16 protein-coding genes and 2 pseudogenes are annotated in these 17755 nt (G+C 62.6%); 15 read left to right on the forward strand and 3 right to left on the reverse strand.

Features of this window, described 5'->3' with window-relative positions; genetic code table 11:
- Positions 1 to 18: 18 nt before the first annotated feature.
- Positions 19 to 1131 (forward strand): endonuclease/exonuclease/phosphatase family protein, encoded by a 1113-nt coding sequence (locus AC0L8G_RS02840; protein WP_473386604.1) that lies wholly within the window; start codon positions 19 to 21, stop codon positions 1129 to 1131.
- Here AC0L8G_RS02840 and AC0L8G_RS02845 read toward each other — a convergent pair.
- Entirely contained in the window at positions 1128 to 2438 is a 1311-nt protein-coding gene (locus tag AC0L8G_RS02845; protein WP_473386605.1) for an MFS transporter, read from the reverse strand. The two genes, AC0L8G_RS02840 and AC0L8G_RS02845, sit on opposite strands and share 4 nt — an antisense overlap.
- Before the next feature lie 96 nt (positions 2439 to 2534).
- Here AC0L8G_RS02845 and AC0L8G_RS02850 point away from each other — a divergent pair, with 96 nt between their 5' ends.
- The 10 genes and pseudogenes from AC0L8G_RS02850 to AC0L8G_RS02895 all read left to right on the forward strand — a co-directional run bounded on the left by AC0L8G_RS02850 (position 2535) and on the right by AC0L8G_RS02895 (position 11079).
- A complete protein-coding gene (locus tag AC0L8G_RS02850) occupies positions 2535 to 3221 on the forward strand; it encodes a sulfotransferase family protein (RefSeq protein WP_473386606.1) in 687 nt (228 codons plus the stop codon).
- 10 nt (positions 3222 to 3231) lie between these two features.
- Positions 3232 to 3687 (forward strand): GNAT family N-acetyltransferase, encoded by a 456-nt coding sequence (locus tag AC0L8G_RS02855; RefSeq protein WP_473386608.1) that lies wholly within the window; start codon positions 3232 to 3234, stop codon positions 3685 to 3687.
- Positions 3688 to 3808: 121 nt separating this feature from the next.
- Positions 3809 to 4438 carry a pyridoxamine 5'-phosphate oxidase family protein gene (locus tag AC0L8G_RS02860; protein ID WP_473386610.1) on the forward strand — a complete coding sequence of 210 codons (630 nt, stop codon included), beginning with the start codon at positions 3809 to 3811 and terminating at the stop codon, positions 4436 to 4438.
- A 40-nt stretch (positions 4439 to 4478) separates the two neighbouring features.
- Positions 4479 to 5168, forward strand: coding sequence for an alpha/beta fold hydrolase (locus AC0L8G_RS02865; RefSeq protein WP_473386612.1), 690 nt, complete (start codon positions 4479 to 4481; stop codon positions 5166 to 5168).
- Positions 5169 to 5172: 4 nt separating this feature from the next.
- Positions 5173 to 5877: an alpha/beta fold hydrolase gene (locus tag AC0L8G_RS02870; RefSeq protein ID WP_473386613.1), complete on the forward strand. Its 705-nt coding sequence runs from the start codon at positions 5173 to 5175 to the stop codon at positions 5875 to 5877.
- Between the two features lie 22 nt (positions 5878 to 5899).
- Positions 5900 to 6319: pseudogene (locus AC0L8G_RS02875) on the forward strand (SDR family NAD(P)-dependent oxidoreductase); the annotation flags it as partial.
- A gap of 46 nt (positions 6320 to 6365) precedes the next feature.
- Entirely contained in the window at positions 6366 to 6671 is a 306-nt protein-coding gene (locus tag AC0L8G_RS02880) for an SDR family oxidoreductase (RefSeq protein ID WP_473386615.1), read from the forward strand.
- A gap of 116 nt (positions 6672 to 6787) precedes the next feature.
- Entirely contained in the window at positions 6788 to 9508 is a 2721-nt protein-coding gene (locus tag AC0L8G_RS02885; RefSeq protein WP_473386617.1) for a DUF2339 domain-containing protein, read from the forward strand.
- 105 nt (positions 9509 to 9613) lie between these two features.
- Positions 9614 to 10417, forward strand: a complete 804-nt coding sequence (gene dapB / locus AC0L8G_RS02890) for a 4-hydroxy-tetrahydrodipicolinate reductase (protein WP_473386619.1) — start codon at positions 9614 to 9616, stop codon at positions 10415 to 10417.
- A 98-nt stretch (positions 10418 to 10515) separates the two neighbouring features.
- Positions 10516 to 11079, forward strand: coding sequence for a retropepsin-like aspartic protease family protein (locus tag AC0L8G_RS02895; protein ID WP_473386620.1), 564 nt, complete (start codon positions 10516 to 10518; stop codon positions 11077 to 11079).
- Here the strand turns inward: AC0L8G_RS02895 and AC0L8G_RS02900 are convergent.
- Both AC0L8G_RS02900 and AC0L8G_RS02905 read right to left on the reverse strand, forming a co-directional pair.
- The gene (locus AC0L8G_RS02900) at positions 11076 to 12320 is read right to left on the reverse strand and encodes a M24 family metallopeptidase (RefSeq protein WP_473386622.1); all 1245 of its coding nucleotides are present in this window, start codon (positions 12318 to 12320) and stop codon (positions 11076 to 11078) included. The two genes, AC0L8G_RS02895 and AC0L8G_RS02900, sit on opposite strands and share 4 nt — an antisense overlap.
- A gap of 19 nt (positions 12321 to 12339) precedes the next feature.
- Positions 12340 to 13614: a UbiH/UbiF/VisC/COQ6 family ubiquinone biosynthesis hydroxylase gene (locus tag AC0L8G_RS02905; protein ID WP_473386623.1), complete on the reverse strand. Its 1275-nt coding sequence runs from the start codon at positions 13612 to 13614 to the stop codon at positions 12340 to 12342.
- Positions 13615 to 13865: 251 nt separating this feature from the next.
- Here AC0L8G_RS02905 and AC0L8G_RS02910 point away from each other — a divergent pair, with 251 nt between their 5' ends.
- From AC0L8G_RS02910 to AC0L8G_RS02925, 4 genes and pseudogenes are all read left to right on the forward strand, one after another.
- Positions 13866 to 14984, forward strand: coding sequence for an ammonium transporter family protein (locus AC0L8G_RS02910; protein ID WP_473386624.1), 1119 nt, complete (start codon positions 13866 to 13868; stop codon positions 14982 to 14984).
- On the forward strand, positions 14981 to 15136 hold the full coding sequence (locus tag AC0L8G_RS02915; RefSeq protein ID WP_473386626.1) for a hypothetical protein: 156 nt from the start codon (positions 14981 to 14983) through the stop codon (positions 15134 to 15136). The genes AC0L8G_RS02910 and AC0L8G_RS02915 overlap by 4 nt, the downstream gene beginning before the upstream one ends.
- A 110-nt stretch (positions 15137 to 15246) precedes the next feature.
- Positions 15247 to 15726: a DNA translocase FtsK 4TM domain-containing protein gene (locus AC0L8G_RS02920; RefSeq protein WP_473386628.1), complete on the forward strand. Its 480-nt coding sequence runs from the start codon at positions 15247 to 15249 to the stop codon at positions 15724 to 15726.
- 260 nt (positions 15727 to 15986) lie between these two features.
- Positions 15987 to 17699 (forward strand): annotated as a pseudogene (locus AC0L8G_RS02925) (DNA translocase FtsK); the annotation flags it as partial.
- Positions 17700 to 17755: the final 56 nt, after the last annotated feature.

The raw sequence follows: 17755 nt of genomic DNA on the forward strand, positions 1-17755 counted from the left end.
CCCTTATTGTCGGCGCCCATGTTGTCGGCATCTTTGTCGGCCTCGGCGCTGCTGTTATGCGCATTCGCGGCGCTCTCAAGCTGTTCCACGAAATTCGACGCGCCGCTTGAAACGCTGCGCGCATCCAAAGCGCCGCGGATCACGATTGATGCGGCGCGCGGCGTGGCGAGCACCGAGATTTCGGTGATGACTTATAACGTCGCCGGCCTGCCCTGGCCGATCCGGCGCGGGCGCCCCGAAGCGCTGAAGGAAATCGCGCGCGACATGCTGGCGCTGCATGCGGCCGAGCGCGCGCCGGATGTGCTGGTCTTGCAGGAGGCGTTCACGCCGATCTCGGCGCATGTGGGCGCGCCCTATGCGCATCGCTTGCGCGGGCCCGCCGCCGCCGATCACGCCGACAGCGATGCGCCGCCGATTGATGAAGGCTTTGTGCGGGCGCGGCGTTTTGAAAAGGGCGAACGCCTCGGCAAGCTGCTGTCCTCGGGGCTCTATGTGTTCAGCGACTATCCGGTGACCGCCTCGCATATGACGCCGTTCCAGCCGACGAGCTGCGCTGGTTATGATTGCCTCGCCAATAAGGGCGCGATGATCGCCGTCATCGATATTCCCGGCGCCCCGGCGCCGATCCAGATCCTCACCACCCATTTGAACGCCAATGGCGCATCGGGCGTGTCGCCGTCGCGGGCGCTCGCCGCCCATCGCCAGCAGGTTGATGAAATGGGGGCGCTGATGGCCAAGGGGCTCAATCCGAACTGGCCGGTGATTTATGCGGGCGACTTCAACACCCGCCATTCACAGGCGCGCTTCGCCCATCACGCGAAGACCATGCCCGGCATGCTGGTGACGAATTACTGCCTGCAGCCGCAATCGGGATGCGATGCGCGCATGCCCTGGCAAGGCGATGCGCCATGGCTCGATACGCAGGACCTGCAAGGTTTCGCCAGCGCGCCACGCGTCGATGTGCGTCCGGTCCGGGCGGAAAAGATGTTCGACAAGCCGCGCGATGGCCGCATGCTGTCCGACCATGACGCCTATGTGGTGACCTATCGGCTGAGCTGGAAGCTTGAAAATCTCGCGGCGCTTGATGGCGCAGCGGGGGCCGCGCTGGGCGCCGCCTTCGCTGGCGATTAACGCATCGCCGGGCTGGCTTCGCCCTCGACCGTTTCTTCTTCCAGCTCTTCAAACCGGTCCGCCTTGGAGAGCGTCGGAAACAGCTTCAACCAGGACGCGGCGGCGATCAGCGAGATCGCGCCGCCCAGCAGCACCGCGCCCACCGGGCCGAGGAAGCGGGCGGCGACGCCGGATTCAAATTCCCCCAGCTCGTTTGATGCGGCGATGAAGATGAAAGAGACGGAAGACACGCGCCCGCGCATGCCGTCCGGCGTTGCATGCTGGATCAGCGACATGCGGATGAACATCGAAACCATGTCGGCGGCGCCGGTGACGGCCAGCATCGCCATGGAAAGCCAGAACAGTTCCGACATGGCGAAGCCGATCATGGCGAGGCCGTAAATCGCGATGGAGATGAGGAGCAACGGCCCGACTTTGCGCGACAGGGGGTTGGCCGCGAGGATGAAGGCGACGACGCCCGCGCCCATGGCCGGGGCGGCGCGCAACAGGCCAAGCCCTTCGCTGCCGACCATCAAGATGTCGCGGGCGAAGACCGGCAGCAAAGCGGTCACGCCGCCGAAAAACACCACAACCAGATCAAGCGAGATCGACCCGAGCACCAGCTTGTTGTCGCGCACATATCGAAGCCCGTCGAAGATCATCGACAGCCCGCGCGCATTGCGCAGGGGCTGATGCGCCGGCGCTTTCACGCTTGCGAACATCGTGACCCCGATCAGGGTCAGCGTCGCGGCGGTGGCGTAGACCATCTGCGCGCCGCCGATAAAAAGAAATCCGCCAATCGCCGGGCCGATCACCGCCGCGCCCTGATAGCCGAGGGAGTTCCAGGCGATCGCCAGCGGCAAATCCTTGCGCGGGACAAGCGTCGGATAGAGCGCATTCGACGCCGCCGGGGTGAAGGCGCTGACCGCGCCATTCATGAAGGCGGCGCAAAAGATCGCCGGGATCGCAATATGGGCGGGCGCAAAACTCGCCGCGAAAAGCGAGGAGATGACGAAGAACCGGATGATGTTCGAATAGATCAGGATCTTCTTGCGGTTGAACCGGTCCGCCGCCTGTCCGCCGGGCAAGGACAAGACAAGGATCGGCAGAAACTGCGTCAGGCCCACAAGCCCGAGCATGAAGGCGGATTCTTCTATCGAACGGGTGAGGCGCGCCAGGTCATAGATCTGCCAGCCAATGGCGATCGCCACCATCTGTCGCTCGGCGCCGATAAGCTGGCGGCCGATCCAGTAATGGCGATAGCCCTGATGGCGAAAGATCGAAAAGGACGGAACAGAACGCATCTGGCGGCGGACAATAATCGCCATCGGGCCGCGCGCAACTCCAAAAGCGAAGGAATGGCCCGCCTTGCAAATCCGCCGCAGGGCTGTAAGGCTCGCGCCCGCTTTAATCGGGAGAAAGTTATGGCGTTAAAAGTAATCGGCGCGGGTTTCGGGCGGACAGGCACAGCGTCTTTGAAATTGGCGCTGGAACAACTCGGATTCGGGCCTTGCTACCATATGAGCGAAGTGGTCGCGAATGCCGGTCATATGGATTTGTGGAACAACGCCGCGGCGGGCAATCCCGACTGGGATGAAATCTTCAAAGGCTATTCTTCAACCACCGATTTTCCCGCGTCGATCTATTGGCGCGAACTGGCGGACTATTATCCCGATGCGAAAGTCGTCCTGTCCTTGCGCGATGCGGAGCGCTGGTATGAATCGACTCAGGAAACCATCATGAGCCGGAAGATGATGGCGCTGCTCGACGGCACGCCCTGGCGCGCAATGCTGAGAAACACGATTGATGCGCTGTTTGACGGCAAGATCCATGATCGCGACACGCTGGTCCGAGTCTTCAACGAGCATACGGAAACGGTGAAAGCCGCTTTTGGCCCGGACCGGCTTTTGGTGTTTGAAGCGAAACAGGGCTGGGCGCCGCTTTGCGCGTTTCTTGGCGTGCCGGTTCCCGAGGCGGATTTCCCGCGCGTCAATTCCAAGGAAGAGTTGCAAGGCATGATCGACATGCTGCAATCCGATATGGGCCGCGACATGATGCATGGCAAAGGCATGCCCAAGGTGATGCGCGAGCAGATTCTAGGCAAAGAGTAGACGGCGGACGATGCAGGTAGTCGAAGACGATCTAAGGCGCGAGGCGGTGCGGGACCTCCTCGCGTTTCACTTCAAACTGATGCATGAAAACTCGCCGCCGGGCATGGCCTATGTGCTCGATGTCGAGGCGCTCAAGGCGCCGAATATGAGTTTCTGGACCATCTGGGACGGAGACGAATTGCTCGGCTGCGGCGCGATGAAAGAGCTGGCGCCCGACTGGGGCGAGATTAAATCCATGCGCACCGCGCCGGACCATCTCGGCAAGGGCGTCGGCGCCGCCATGCTCGATCACATCATGAAAACAGCGCGCGCGCGCGGCTATAAACGCTTGAGCCTTGAGACCGGGTCGACGCCGAGTTTCCTGCCGGCCATCGCAATGTATAAAAAGCGCGGCTTTGAATATGGCGACTGCTTCGGCGGTTATGAAACCAGCGACTTCAATCTGTTCATGCATCTGGATTTGTAATCGCGCCGCCGCGCCATCGCGCCGCTCTCGCCAGCGCTGGCCGCTCAGTCCGAAACAGCATTTGCATGCGCGGCGTTAGCGCCATAGGCTGCGCGGCAGCTTATCGGAAAGGGAGAGGCCGATGACGAGCGAATTTTCCGACATTGTGCGCAGCGAAGCCGAGCTTCAGCATATTCTCGGCGCGCCTTCTGAAAAAGTGACCGAGAAAACACTGCCCATGCTGGATCGCCATTGCCGGGCGTATATCGCGAAATCGCCATTCATCCTCATCGCCTCTTGCGACAAAGAGGGGCGCATGGATGTCTCTCCGAAAGGCGATCCGCCGGGCTTTGTGCAGGTGATCGACGATGTGACCCTCGCCATTCCCGAACGACCCGGCAATCGCCGCGCCGACACATTTCACAATGTGCTGCAAAACCCGCGCGTCGGATTGATCTTCCTCATTCCCGGCAAGAAGGAAACCTTGCGCGTTTCGGGCCGCGCCGAGATTGTTCGCGACGCCTCTTTGCGCGACACCATGGCGATTAACGGCAAGGCGCCGGAACTTGCGCTCGTGCTGCGGGTCGAGGAGGCGTTCTTTCATTGCGCCAAATGCGTCGTGCGTTCGAAATTGTGGAGCCCGGATCAGTGGCCGTCGCTTGAAGGATTGCCGACGCTCGCCGAAGCGATGATCGACGCTGCAAAAATCGACCTGCCGGAAGAAGCGTTGCAGGCGATTATTGATCAAGACGAAAAAGAACGCCTTTACTGAAGAAGGCGTTGAAACAGGGCCAAAGGCTGGGGAGAGTTCTATGTCCGGAAAAACAACATTCGTGCTGTCGCATGGCGCCTGGTGGGGCGGCGACTGGTTCTGGCGCGGCGTGACGGATCGCTTGCGCGCGCAAGGCCATCGGGTTTATGCGCCGACCCTGACCGGCATCGGCTCGCGTGAACATCTCAAAGACCTTGGCGTCGATCTGTCGATGCATATTCGCGACATCGTCAAGCTCATTGAATGGGAAGAGCTGACGGATATTGTTCTGGTCGGCCATTCCTATAGCGGCATGGTGGTTTCCGGCGCCGCCGAACATGTGCCGGCAGGAACCATCCGCTCTATCGTCTTTCTCGACGCGTTCCTGCCTGAAGACGGCGAGGCGCTCGCCGACATCGCCTCGAACTTTAAAGATCTCGCCGGCGATCATGATCCGGTCCCGGCGCCGGTGTTTTTCGCGGGCGATAATGAAGATCTGAAGGCGATCCTTGAACAGAAAGCCTCGCCGCATCCGCGCGCCTGTTTTGAGGAGCCGGTGAAACTGTCGGGCGCCCGCGAGCGCATTCCGGTGAAAACCTATGTGCTGGCGGAAGGGCCGGTCTTCGCGCCGTTTTTCGAGAAGGTGAAAGACGATCCGTCATGGCGCACCGAGAAGATCGCCACCGGACATTTTCCCATGATCGAAGCGCCCGAGGAGACGGCGGCAGTGCTGTTGCGAGCGGCGGAATGAAGCAATGAACGGGAAAAAGCACACATTTGTACTCGTGCATGGCGGCATGTGCGGCGGGCGTTGGTGGCGCGAGGTGGCGGATATTCTGGAGGCGCAAGGCCATCGCGTTTACGCGCCAACGCTGACCGGGCTTTGCGACCGTGCGCATCTCGCCGGGCCGGATGTGAATCTGACGACGCACGGACTTGATGTCGCCAATCTGGTGAAATGGGAAGAGTTGCAAGACATCGTGCTGGTCGGTCATTCCTATGGCGGCATGGTGATCAGCAGCGCAGCGGAACTCATTCCGAACGGGATCATAAAATCGATTGTCTATCTCGACGCGATGTATCTCGATAGCGGCGTCAGCGTGTTCGATACGGCGCCGATGTTTGAAGAAGCTGTGGATGCGGCGGGAATGATACCGACGCCGCCGGCGGAAGAAATATTCGGCTATACAGGCGCCATTGCGGCCTTCATGGACAAAACAAGCTCGCCGCAACCGGCGGGGACGTTTTCTGAAAAGCCCATGCTGACTGGCGCGCGCGACCGCATTCCGCTCAAGACATTCGTGCTGGCCCTCAATAGCGGCATTCCCGGCTTTCGCGAGATGTATGAGAGGCTGAAGCAAGATCCGTCATGGCGGACGGAAATCATGAATACGCGCCACAATATGATGCTCGAGACGCCGAAGGAAACGGCGGCGGTGCTGTTGCGCGCCGCTGTCTAAGCTATTCTCGAAAGGAAAACATATGGGCAGGCTTGAAGGCAAAACTGCTATTGTCACCGGGTCCGGCCGCGGCATTGGCAAAGCGATTGCACTGGCCTTTGCGAAAGAAGGTGCGAAAGTCGCGGTTGTTTCAAAAACACCGGAGAAGATCAAGGAGACGGTCGCCGCGATCAAGGCGGCGGGCGGCGAGGCCGCCGGTTTTCAATGCGACATCGCCAATGCTGATCAGATTGAGAGGGCCGTAAAGGATACCGTCGCAGCGTTCGGCGGCGTCGGTATTCTCGTCAACAATGCGTCGGCCCATGCGGCGGGCGTCAAACCGCTTAACGGCGTAAGCGCTGAAGACGTACACGGACAAATGGAGCTTGGTCCGATAGCCTGCATGCGCTTCATGCAAGGCGTCTATCCGCATATGGAAGCGACAGGCGGCAGCATCATCAATTTCGGTACGGGGCTCGCCATCGCCGGCATGGGCATGCTTGCGCCATTTGTCATGGCGAAGGAATCGATCTCGCGCGCTCAGCCGCGTCGCTGCGCGCGAATGGGGCCCAAAAGGAATAAGGGTCAATGTCCTCTGTCCATTCGCGATGACCGACGGATTGATGACCATGGGCAAGATGTTTCAGGAGGCGGGGATCGGCGGGCCGCCGCCGATGCCGCCTTTGGGCCGGATTGGCTCGGCGGAGGAGGACATCGCCCCGCTTGCAGTGTTTCTCGCCAGCGATGAAGCGCGCTATCTCACCGGCTATACCTATATGGCCGATGGCGGCGGCGCGATGGACGCGGCGCGTTGAGCTGGCGAGCCTTGCGTGAGTGAGTGTTCACCGCGTTCATTTACCACCTTTCAAGCTGTTGTTCGCATCTGAAATCATCCATGCTGTGATGATTGCGGGCGAGGAAGTGAACAAGCATGGAAATGATAGTCTTGTTTGGCGGGCTCTTCGTCATTGGCTGCCTCTTTGGTTGGGCGGCCTTCTTCATGGCGCTGTCTGCGCGCGGTGAAATCAGAGAATTGTCGCAACGGTTGAGCTTGCTGGAAAGAACCGGCATGGCGCCATCCTATGCGCCGCAGTCCGGGGCCGCGCCTGATCTTGCGTCTGGCATTGAGCCAGATGTTGAGCAAGACATTGAACCGGGCATTGAACCGGCGTCCGGTGAAACAACGCCGCCTACGGAGGAACGCGAAGCGGTCACGTCGCAGCGCGAAGTTGCAGCCGCATCGGCGGCGGCGTTTGCGGAAATGGGCGCCCCTGATGATGGGGCGGCGCGCGATCCGGGCGCGCGCCCTTATGCGCTGAACGAAAGCGGCGGGCTTGAGGCGCGCCTGGCGGGCAACTGGCTGATCTGGCTCGGCGGCGCCGCGCTGGTGCTTGGCGGGGCGTTTCTGGTCAAATCCGCCATTGATGCGGGCTTTTTCGGGCCTGAAGTCCGGATCCTGTCGGCGCTTGTCGCCGGGGCCGCGATGATCGCCGCCGCGCAATGGCTGCTGGATCGGGAAGGCATGGAGGCAAGCCTGGCGCCGCCCGTACTCGCGGGCGCCGGCGGCGCGACGGTCTATGGGGCGATTTACGCCGCATACGGATTATATGATATGATGCCGGCGCTTGTCGCCTTCATTCTGCTTGTCGCCGCGTCTGTCGGCATGGTGGTGCTCGCGGTCATTCACCGCATGCCGGCCATGGCCGGGCTGGCGCTTGTCGGCGCGCATTTGTCGCCGGTGATCACTTCGGACGGGCCGGGCGGCGCGGCGGTGATGTTGCTCTATGTCTATGGCGTGTCGCTGGCGGGCCTTGCGGTGGCGCGCGTCATGCGCTGGCGGATGATTTCCTATCTCGCCCTTGCTGGCGGTCTTTTATGGCCGGTGCTGATCATGGCGACGGGCGTCGGGCCGGAAAAAGCATTGCCGCTCGCCATCTATCTGCCCGCGTTTCTGGCGATGGCGGCTTTTGTCGCCTGGGACCATGCGCAGGGTTGGCGCGTCCGCTGGAGCGGAACCGAAAACATGCCCGTCGCGGTGGCCGCATTTTACATCGCCGCGGCGGGAACGCTGTTCCTCGCTTTCCTCTTCACGCTGGTTGAGGCGTTAAGCGTGCTGACGGTGCTGATGTGGGCGGCCTTCGCCGTCATGGCGCTGCTGCTCGCCTGGCGGCGCGAGGGTTTCTCTCTGGCGCCGGCGCTGAGTGCGCTCGCCGTGGCGAGCGTCTTTGCGTTTGCGGACGCGGCCCCGGGAATGCCCCTGATCATGACCGGCGCCTTGTTCGCGGTGTTTTACAGCGCAGCCGGATATGAAGTCATGCGCCGGCGCGATCTGTCGGCGCCGCTTGCGCTCGCATCGGCCTTCGGTCCGGTGATGATTTTGGCGGCGCTGTTTTACGCGGTCGGCTCCTTGCAACAGGCGCTTGGCTGGGGCGCGGCGGCGCTGGTGGTGGCGGTCAGTCACATGGCGGTGCTGGGTGATCTGGCGCGCCGGCCCGGCGGCTTTGACGCCAACCCCGCCGCCACATCGGTGTTCGCTCTGGCGGCGTCGCTGGCGGTCACGCTCGCCGTCGCCATGAGCGCGGAAGGGCTCGCCATGAGCGTCGGTTTTGCGTTGCAGGCGCCGATCCTCGCCTGGCTGTGGCGGCGCTTCAGCCTGCCGGTGCTGAAACTTTCCGCGATCGCGCTGGGCGCGCTGTCAACGGGGCGGCTTTTGTTCTTTCCCGAAATCCTCAGCACGCAAGTGGGCGCACTGCCGGTCTTCAACTGGCTGATCCCCGCCTATTTGCTGCCCGCCGCCGGCTTCTGGCTTTCCGCACGCTGGTTCGAGGGCGGCGGAACCGCGCGGTCATCTGTCGTGGTGCAGGCGATGGAGGGTGCGGCGATCATGCTCTTCTGCGTCTTCGCAAGCCTTGAGATCCGCCACCTGCTGAATGGCGGCGATCTCGATGCGCCCTATACGGATCTTCTCGAAATCAGCCTGCAGACCATGACATGGGCCGGCGTCGCCGCTTTCATGCGCTGGCGCTTCGGCGCCGCGCTCAGCTTTGTGCGCGCCTGGGCGGAAAAGGCGCTGCTGGCGCTCGCGGCGTTTCAGACACTCCTGGCGCCATTGACGGTGCGCAATCCGTGGTGGGGTGATCGCGGGCCGGATATTGCGGGCGCGCCGGTATTCAACATGCTGCTGCTTTACTATCTCGGGCCGGCGCTCGCTTTCGCCGCCGCCGCCATGTTCTGCCGCCGCGCGGGCAGCCGCATGATGGCGCGGATCACCGCCTTGTTCGCGGCGCTACTCTCCTATGTCTGGTTGATGCTGTGCATCCGCCATAGTTTTCACGCACCGGATCTTTCCCGTGGCGGCATCGGCGACGGCGAGTCCTGGGCCTATTCTTTCGCCGCAATCGCCTTCGCCACTCTTGTTCTCGTGCTCGGCGCCGTACGGCGCAGCGCCCTGTTCCGCTATGCCGGGTTCGCCGCGCTCTTCCTTGCTGTGGGCAAGGTCTTCCTGTTTGACATGGCGGGGCTTTCCGGCGTCTTGCGGGCGACCTCCTTCCTTGGGCTTGGCGCCGCGCTGGTCGGGGTCGCGGCGCTCTATCAGCGGGTGCTATCGCCGATGATTGAGCGCGACCCGGCGGCGGCGCGCGAAGCGGAGTGACGGCGAGGGCGCGGTAAAGGCGCGTTCAAACGGTTGCGCTTTGCGTCCAGTGCGCTAGGCCATGCGCTTCGAACAGATGCAGCGAAACAGTCGAGAGAGCAGTCCATGGCCAAAACATCGATCCTCGTCGCCGGCGCAGGCGGCCGCATGGGCCGCGCCGTTGTTGCGGAAATCCTGAAGACGCCGGGCGCGACCCTGGCGGGCGGGTTTGAGCGCCCGGGCGCGGCCGATATCGGCAAGGATATCGGCGTGCTCGCCGGGCTCGATGCGCTTGGGCTCAAAGTCGAAGATGCGGCGGCGGCGGGCCTGGCGCGCGCCGGCGCGCTGATCGACTTCACCGCGCCCTCCGCCTCTGTCCGCAATGTCAGGGCCGCCGCCGCGCAGGGCGTCGCCCATGTGATCGGCACGACGGGGTTTTCCGAAGCCGATGAGGCGGCGATTGCGGAGGCGGCGAAAACAATTCCCGTGGTGAAATCCGGCAATATGAGCGTCGGCGTCAATGTGCTCACCGCGCTGGTCGAGGCCGGGGCGAAGGCGCTTTCCGACGAATATGACATCGAGATTTTCGAGGCCCATCACCGGGCGAAACTCGATGCCCCGTCGGGCACGGCGTTAATGCTGGGCCATGCGGCGGCGCGCGGACGCGGAGTCGACTTCAACGACAAGCGCACAGACATGGATCGCAATGGCAAGCGCGAGCCCGGCGATATCGGCTTTTCAGTGATGCGCGGCGGCGGCATTGTCGGCGAACACAAGGTTTCATTCGCCGGCATGCAGGAAGTCATCACCTTGTCTCACTCGGCGATTGATCGCGGTCTGTTCGCGAAGGGCGCTGTCGCGGCGGCGCGCTGGGCCATCGGCAAACCGCCGGGGCTTTACTCCATGCGCGACGTGCTCGGGCTTTTCTGAGCCGTCATGGTTAATCAGATAGGCGGAAATTCCGCCTATCTATAGACCGTCGTGAAACCAAGCTTTGCCAGACTGGCCCTTCGTTCAAAGGGGCCTTCATGCGAAACGACATTCTTCTCGCCACTGTTATTGTCACCGGCGCCGTTATCGGCGTGCGCGTGGTTGACGGGCGCATGGACGATGCTGATCGCGCGGAACAGATGGCGCTTGTCGCCGAAAGCCAAGAGCGCGAGCGCGACGCGGCGGGCGCGGGCCGCGCCGCTTCCCTGACCCCGGCGGCGGCGCGCTGGGACGATGAAATCCGCATCGCCGCCGCGCCGGACCGCCAGTTCTATGTGAACGCCTCGGTCAATCGCAGCGAATTCCGCTTTCTGGTGGATACCGGCGCCAGCTATGTGGCGCTGCGCGACAGCGATGCGCGCGACGCCGGCATATATGTTTCCTATACGGACTATACCTATCCGGTGCATACGGCGAATGGCGAAACCAAAGCCGCCTTTGTCACCATTGACGAGATCGAAATTGACGACATCCGGATTGAAGGCGTCAAAGCCTTCATCCTGCAGGACGATCAGCTCTCGGTGAATCTGCTCGGCATGAGCTTCCTGTCGCGTCTTGAAAGCGTCGAAGCGCGCCGCGGCGAGCTGGTGCTCAGGGGTTAGCCAAACGGCTTGTCGATTGACGGCGAGAGCGCGGAAAATAATTGCGGGCCGTCTTCGGTCATATAGAGGCAATCTTCCAGCCGCACGCCGAATTCGCCGAAAAGATAAATCCCCGGCTCATTGGAAAAACACATGCCAGGCGCGAGGATGGTTTTTTCTCCGTGCACGAAGTTGACGGGCTCGTGGCCATCCATGCCGATGCCATGGCCAAGGCGGTGGCAAAGGCCCGGCGTTTTGTAACCCGGCCCATAACCTTTGCTTTCATAAAAGCCGCGCACCACATCGTCGACCTTGCCCGCTTCCGCGCCGATCTGCGCGGTTTCAAGCGCTAATTCCTGTCCGGCCTTGACGGTGTCCCAGACATCGCGCTGTTTCGGCGTGGCTTCTCCATGCACCCAGGTGCGGGAAATATCGCTTTCATAGTCATGCACAGAGCAGCCGCAATCCATCAGGATGACGCCGCCCGCCGTGACGGTCTGCGGCGCGCCTGACCCATGGGGATAGGCGCTCGCCTCCCCGAGCAGCGCCATGGAAAATTGAACTTCGCCGCCAAGCGCGGTCGTCGCGGCGCTCATCATCGCGGAAACATCGCGCGCGCTCATGCCGGTCTCCACATGCGCATGCACATGCGCATAGGCGGCCATGGTGATGTCATTGGCCTTTTGCATCAGGGCGATTTCGGCGGGGGATTTATACATGCGGCAGCCGCGGGTGATCGCCTGTCCGGGGACGATTTTGAACGCCGGCGCCGCCTTCGCTGTTTCATCGACGATGAAATAGCGCACGGTCTCTTCAACCGCGAGCTTGCCGCCTTTCAGGCCGCGATCTTTGAGGATGCCCGCGACCAGCGCATAGGGGCTTTCATGTTCGTGCCAGCTGCGCACGTCATCGCCGAATGTCATGCTCTCGCGGATCGACGGTTCTTCAAAGAACGGCGTGACGACGGCGATCTCTCCATCTGCGGGAATGACCACGGCGGTCAGGCGCTCCGAGCGCCACCAGCGAATGCCGGTGAAATAGACCATGGCGGAGCCCGCTTCGAGCAACAGCGCCGCGACGCCTTGGTCGCGCATTAAGCGTTGCGCCTTGTTGATGCGCGCCTTGCGTTCGGCAACGCTGATGGGAACGGCGCCCGCCGTCATGTCGGCCAGCGCGGGCGTTGTCGCCGCCTTTGCAGACGTCGCCGCAGCAATAGAAGCGAGGCCGGCGGTCTTGATCAGATCGCGTTTGGTAAGCTGCATCGGGGTTCCCCTTATTGGTTTAGCTTTCCCGCGCCATCAGGCTCGGCAGCGCGCCCATATCGGCGCCGGCTTGCTTCATGAAAAACTTGCGCAAGGGCGCGACCGAATTCACCGCGCCCATGCCGAGATCGCGAGCGAAGCGCAGCGGCCCGATATCATTGGAGAACAGCCGGTTGAGCAAGTCCGTGCCGAGCGCCAGCGAGGCGCTGTCGAAACGCCGCCAGCGCTGATAATTCTGTAAGACGGTGAGCGCGCCAATATCAAGACCCACATCGCGCCCGTCGCCCAACACATCAGCCAGCGCCGCGATGTCTTTAATGCCGAGATTATAGCCTTGTCCCGCAATCGGGTGGATGGCGTGGGCCGCGTCGCCGATCAGCGCGAGACGCGGGCTCACATAAGATTGCGCCAGGGTGAAGGCGAGGGGGTATGACCAGCGCGGGCCGGCGGGCTCAAGCGCGCCGAGATAAGGCCCGAAACGGTTTTCGATCTCTATGCGGAATTTATCGTCGTCAAGCGCCATATAAGCGGGCGCGGCGGCGGCGCTTTCGGTCCAGACCAGAGACGAACGGTGTTTAAGTGTTTGTCCGTCTTCGCGGATGGGGGTCATCGGCAGGATCGCGAAGGGACCGGCGGGCAGGAAGAATTCCTGCGCGACGCCTTCATGCGAACGCTCATGGGCGACAGTGGCGACAATGCCGGTCTGGTTGTAGCGCCAGTTGTTGGTCTTGATATTGGCCTCAGCGCGCAGGGCTGAATTGCGCCCGTCTGCGGCGACGACCAGCGCGGCGGAAAGTCTGGTTCTGTCCGCAAGATCGATAATCGCTTCGCCCGCATTGAACTTTGTCGCTGCGCGCGTCGCGGGGGCGAACAATGTCACGCCGCCCGCCGCGTCGATGGCGTCAAACAGCACATCGCGGATCACCCGGTTTTCGACAATCCACCCCAGCGGCGCCCCGTCCTCCAGCTCGCGGCTGTCGAAATGCAGATTGAAGCTGGAGACCGCGCCATCGGAAAAGCGCGATTTGGCGCTGCCGTCGGTGACCAGGATGTCGCGGATCGGCTCGGCTTCCGGGGCGATGGCGTCCCACAGGCCAAGCCGCCGGAACACCCGGGCGGAGGCGTAGGAAATCGCCGAGGTGCGCCCGTCAAACGCCGCGCCGCGCATGACCGCCGGGTCCGCCGCGTCAACAAGGGCGCAGGAAAAGCCGCGCGCGGCCAGCGCAAGGCTCGCCAGCCCGCCGGAAGGCCCGCCGCCGATAATCACAATGTCGAAATGCTGGATGTCGCTCATGGGGGCACCATCGCCCGCCACGTTGCTCTCGTCCACCGCCTAAAGGCCGCACTAGAGAGCGGCTCGATTTGTTAACGAAAATCCACCCATAACCGTTCATCCCCGCGAAAGCGGGGATCCAGACGGCCGTGCGTTTTCTATGCGAACGGGTCTAGGGAGTTGGGCCGGACGGAGCCGCCTCAGTCGGGCGCCGATAAAATGGTTTCTGGATCCCCGCTTTCGCGGGGAAGAGCGGATGAGAAGGTAAAGGCATGACCGCCAGCGCTGCAAAATTTTGGAAGCCTGCTCTTATTGCAGTGGTGAGCTGTGCTGGATTGGCGTCTCCCGCCGCCGCGCAGGATATGTCGGCGGCGAGCGATGTGACGCGCTATGTCCTCGACAGTTCGCTGTTGATCGCGGCGGGGATTGCCGGACTGGTCGCCATCGCCGGTTTCGCCCTGCGCGATATCGGCCTGTCGCGCACCCAGAACGCGCCGCAGGTTTGTCTGCGCACATTCGGCGCGCTGGCGGTCTCTGTCTTTGCGTTCTGGATCAGCGGCTATCATTTGCTGTTCTCGATTGAACCGGGCGGGTTTCTCGGACCGTTTCAAAGCTGGGCGCCGGCGGATGAAGATCCCGGCGCGGTCGGCTATGCATCCGGCGCGCACTGGTTCTTCCATATGACGCTGGCGGCGCTTGGCGCAGTGATCGTGTCTTCGGCGGTGTCGGAACGCGTGCGCCTGTGGCCGTTCCTGTTTTTCGCCGCGATCTGGTCGGGGCTGATTTATCCCATCGCCGCGAGCTGGGTCTGGGGCGGCGGTTACTTTGCCGATGAATGGAGTTTCCGCGATTTTGGCGGCGCGGCGGCGGTGCATCTGTCCGCAGGCTCTGCTGCGCTGGCCGCAGTCATCGTCGCGGGCCCGCGCCCCGGGCGTTTCGGGCAAGGCGTCACCCGCCCGCAAATGTCGACGGCGCTGCCTTTATCGGCTTTCGGCCTGATGCTCAGCACCGCGGCGCTGGTCTTTTTAATCGTCGGGCTTGGCGGGTCATTATCTTCGGTTGAAGCGGCGGTGACCGCCGGGGCGGTGGTGTCCAATGCGATGATCGCTTCCGCAGCCGGGGCGCTCGCCGCAATGATCCTGACACAGACAGTTTACAAACGCACAGGGCTGGTCTCGACCATGACCGGCGCGGTGGCGGGGGTGATTTCCGTCGCCGCCGACCCGGTGTCGCCGGCGATCTGGCAGGCGGCGATGATCGGCGCCATTGGCGGGGTGATCGTCACGGTGACGCCGCCCTTCCTCGACCGTTTCCGGCTCGATGATGCGGGCTTTGTCATTCCCGCGCATTGTTTCTGCGGCGCCTGGGGGCGATTGTCGCCTTCTGGATGACCGAGCGGATCTGGCTGCCGGGCCAGTTGCTCGGGACCTTCGCCACGGCGGGCTTTTGCTTTGTGATGAGCCTGCTGATCTGGACGGCGCTCAAATATACGATCGGCGTGCGCTCGGCCCCGATGGAGACGATGCATTCGGCAAATCGATAGCCGGAAAATCGCCCGGGGGCGGGAAATCGTTAACGCGCGTTAACCCATTTTAAAAAAACCCGTGGCACAGTGGCGTTAACGCATTTTCACCAGCATCCGACCTAGTTTTTATGCCGTCTTCGACACACACCTATGCCCGCTCCGGCGCCCGCTCGAGAGGGCGGCGCGATCCTTTCGCTGAGCTCGCCGAACGGGCTCAGGCGTTTTCCCGCAATGTGCTGATGCGCGCGGGCGGGGCCGCGATGATCCTGCTAGCGGGCTGGCTCGTCGCCGCGCTGGCGACCTTCACAATTTCAGATCCGAGCTTCAACACGGCAACGCCCGCCGCCGTGCAAAATCTCGGCGGGCCGCTGGGCGCGATCCTCGCGGATCTGCTGTTGCAGTTTATTGGCGGGGCGGCGTTCTTGCTGCCGGCGCCGCTGGTGATCTGGGGCGCGATGGCGATGGTGCAGGGCGCGCCCGAAGAGACCCTTCAGAATTCTGGTGCCGCCTGGCGGTCGCCCCGGCGGCGGTGCTGGCGGGCGCGGCGTTTCTGGCGAGCTGGCCGGTGCCGGCGGACTGGCCTTATGTGGTCGGCGCGGGCGGATTGATTGGCGGCGTTTTGTTCAACGGCGTCGCCGGATTGCTTTCCTTCATTGGCGCCGGTTTCGCGCGGGCCCTGATGGGCGGCGTCTTCGCCGTTGCGGCGCTTGTCTCTTATGCGATCTTGTGCGGGCTCACCCGCGAGCGTCTCGCCGATGCGTGGTGGGCGGTGGAAGACAGCGTCAACATGGCGCGCGATATGGTCGCTGATTTGCGCGCGCGCATCACCGGTGAAGAAGTCGAGGGCGAGGAAGAAGAATACGAGGAAGACGAATACGAAGACGAAGAATATGACGAGGAAGATGAAGACGTCGGCGACCTCGAAACCGAATATGATGAAGATGGCGAGCCGGTTCTGGCCGCGCCCGCGCGTTCAAAGAAACGCAAGATCATTCGCAAGCATGGCAGGAAACGCGACAGCCGCCGCGAGCGCCGCGAAGCGCAGCCCATGTTGCCCGTCTTCTCCGCAGACGATTACGAATTGCCGCCGCTCAATCTGCTCGCCAAACCGAATGGCGCGCGCCGCGCGGTGATCTCCGACGAGGCGCTGGAGCAGAATGCGCGCATGCTTGAAAACGTGCTGGGCGATTTCGGCGTGCGCGGCGAAATCATCAATGTGCGGCCCGGCCCTGTGGTCACGCTTTACGAACTTGAGCCCGCCGCAGGGGTCAAATCCTCCCGTGTTATCGGTCTTTCCGACGATATCGCCCGCTCCATGAGCGCCGTCGCCTGCCGCGTCGCGGTGGTGCCCGGACGCAATGTCATCGGCATTGAATTGCCGAACCAGGACCGCGAAATGGTGGTGCTGCGCGAGCTGCTGGGTGCGGAAGATTACGAACATTCCGGCGGCGACCTGACGCTGGCGCTGGGCAAATCCATTGGCGGCGAACCGACATTCGCCGACCTTGCGCGCATGCCGCATTTGCTGATCGCCGGCACCACCGGCTCGGGCAAGTCCGTCGGCATCAACACCATGATCTTGTCACTGCTGTACCGCTTGTCGCCGGAGCAGTGCAAACTCATCCTCATCGATCCGAAGATGCTCGAGCTGTCGGTCTATGAAGGCATTCCGCATCTGCTCTCGCCGGTCGTCACCGATCCGCGCAAGGCGGTGGTCGCGCTGAAATGGACTGTGCGCGAAATGGAAGAGCGCTACCGGAAAATGTCAAAGGTTGGCGTACGGAATATTGAGGGCTTCAACCAGCGCGTCGCCGAAGCTGAAGAAAACGGCGAGACGCTCTCGCGCACCGTCCATACCGGCTATGACGAAGAGTCCGGCGAAGCGGTCTATGAAACCGAAGAACTCGAATACGAACCCATGCCGTTCATCGTCGTCGTGATCGACGAGGTGGCTGACTTGATGATGGTCGCCGGCAAGGACATCGAAGCGATGGTCCAGCGCCTGGCGCAGATGGCCCGCGCCGCCGGCATCCACCTCATCATGGCGACCCAGCGTCCGTCGGTCGACGTCATCACCGGCACGATCAAGGCGAACTTCCCGACCCGGATTTCCTTCCAGGTCACCTCGAAAATCGACTCCCGCACCATCCTGGGCGAGCAAGGCGCGGAACAACTGCTCGGCCAGGGCGACATGCTCCATATGGCGGGCGGCGGACGATTGCGCCGGGTCCATGGCGCCTTCGTTTCCGATGACGAGGTCGAAAAGATCGTCAGCTTCCTGAAGAAACAGGGCGCGCCGAGCTATGTTCAGGAAGTCACCGAAATGCGTGACGAAGAGGGCGGCGAGCTCGATCCGTTCGAGGTCGGCGGCAACACCTCATCCGGCGATGTGCTCTATGACCGGGCCGTGGCGGTGGTGCTTCGGGACCGCAAAGCCTCGACCTCCTATGTCCAGCGCCGCCTGCAAATCGGCTATAACCGCGCTGCGACGCTGATCGAACGGATGGAAGAAGAAGGTGTTATCTCCGCTGCCAATCACGCCGGCAAGCGCGAGGTGCTGGCCGGAGACGACGCCGCCTGACCCTGCGTTTCGCGCACCAGGGACGCCTGAGATTGATTTTCATTGCCTCGCTAACC

Source organism: Hyphococcus sp. D3-15 (genome assembly GCF_055809375.1).

Bases quoted from the DNA above. Each gene is read 5' to 3' on its own strand.
- AC0L8G_RS02845 (WP_473386605.1), bottom strand. From the start codon at position 2,438: ATGGCGATTATTGTCCGCCGCCAGATGCGTTCTGTTCCGTCCTTTTCG.
- AC0L8G_RS02855 (WP_473386608.1), top strand. From the start codon at position 3,232: ATGCAGGTAGTCGAAGACGATCTAAGGCGCGAGGCGGTGCGGGACCTC.
- AC0L8G_RS02870 (WP_473386613.1), top strand. From the start codon at position 5,173: ATGAACGGGAAAAAGCACACATTTGTACTCGTGCATGGCGGCATGTGC.
- dapB (WP_473386619.1), top strand. From the start codon at position 9,614: ATGGCCAAAACATCGATCCTCGTCGCCGGCGCAGGCGGCCGCATGGGC.
- AC0L8G_RS02865 (WP_473386612.1), top strand. From the start codon at position 4,479: ATGTCCGGAAAAACAACATTCGTGCTGTCGCATGGCGCCTGGTGGGGC.
- AC0L8G_RS02920 (WP_473386628.1), top strand. From the start codon at position 15,247: ATGCCGTCTTCGACACACACCTATGCCCGCTCCGGCGCCCGCTCGAGA.
- AC0L8G_RS02860 (WP_473386610.1), top strand. From the start codon at position 3,809: ATGACGAGCGAATTTTCCGACATTGTGCGCAGCGAAGCCGAGCTTCAG.
- AC0L8G_RS02850 (WP_473386606.1), top strand. From the start codon at position 2,535: ATGGCGTTAAAAGTAATCGGCGCGGGTTTCGGGCGGACAGGCACAGCG.
- AC0L8G_RS02840 (WP_473386604.1), top strand. From the start codon at position 19: ATGTTGTCGGCATCTTTGTCGGCCTCGGCGCTGCTGTTATGCGCATTC.
- AC0L8G_RS02895 (WP_473386620.1), top strand. From the start codon at position 10,516: ATGCGAAACGACATTCTTCTCGCCACTGTTATTGTCACCGGCGCCGTT.
- AC0L8G_RS02900 (WP_473386622.1), bottom strand. From the start codon at position 12,320: ATGCAGCTTACCAAACGCGATCTGATCAAGACCGCCGGCCTCGCTTCT.
- AC0L8G_RS02885 (WP_473386617.1), top strand. From the start codon at position 6,788: ATGGAAATGATAGTCTTGTTTGGCGGGCTCTTCGTCATTGGCTGCCTC.
- AC0L8G_RS02915 (WP_473386626.1), top strand. From the start codon at position 14,981: ATGACCGAGCGGATCTGGCTGCCGGGCCAGTTGCTCGGGACCTTCGCC.
- AC0L8G_RS02910 (WP_473386624.1), top strand. From the start codon at position 13,866: ATGACCGCCAGCGCTGCAAAATTTTGGAAGCCTGCTCTTATTGCAGTG.
- AC0L8G_RS02905 (WP_473386623.1), bottom strand. From the start codon at position 13,614: ATGAGCGACATCCAGCATTTCGACATTGTGATTATCGGCGGCGGGCCT.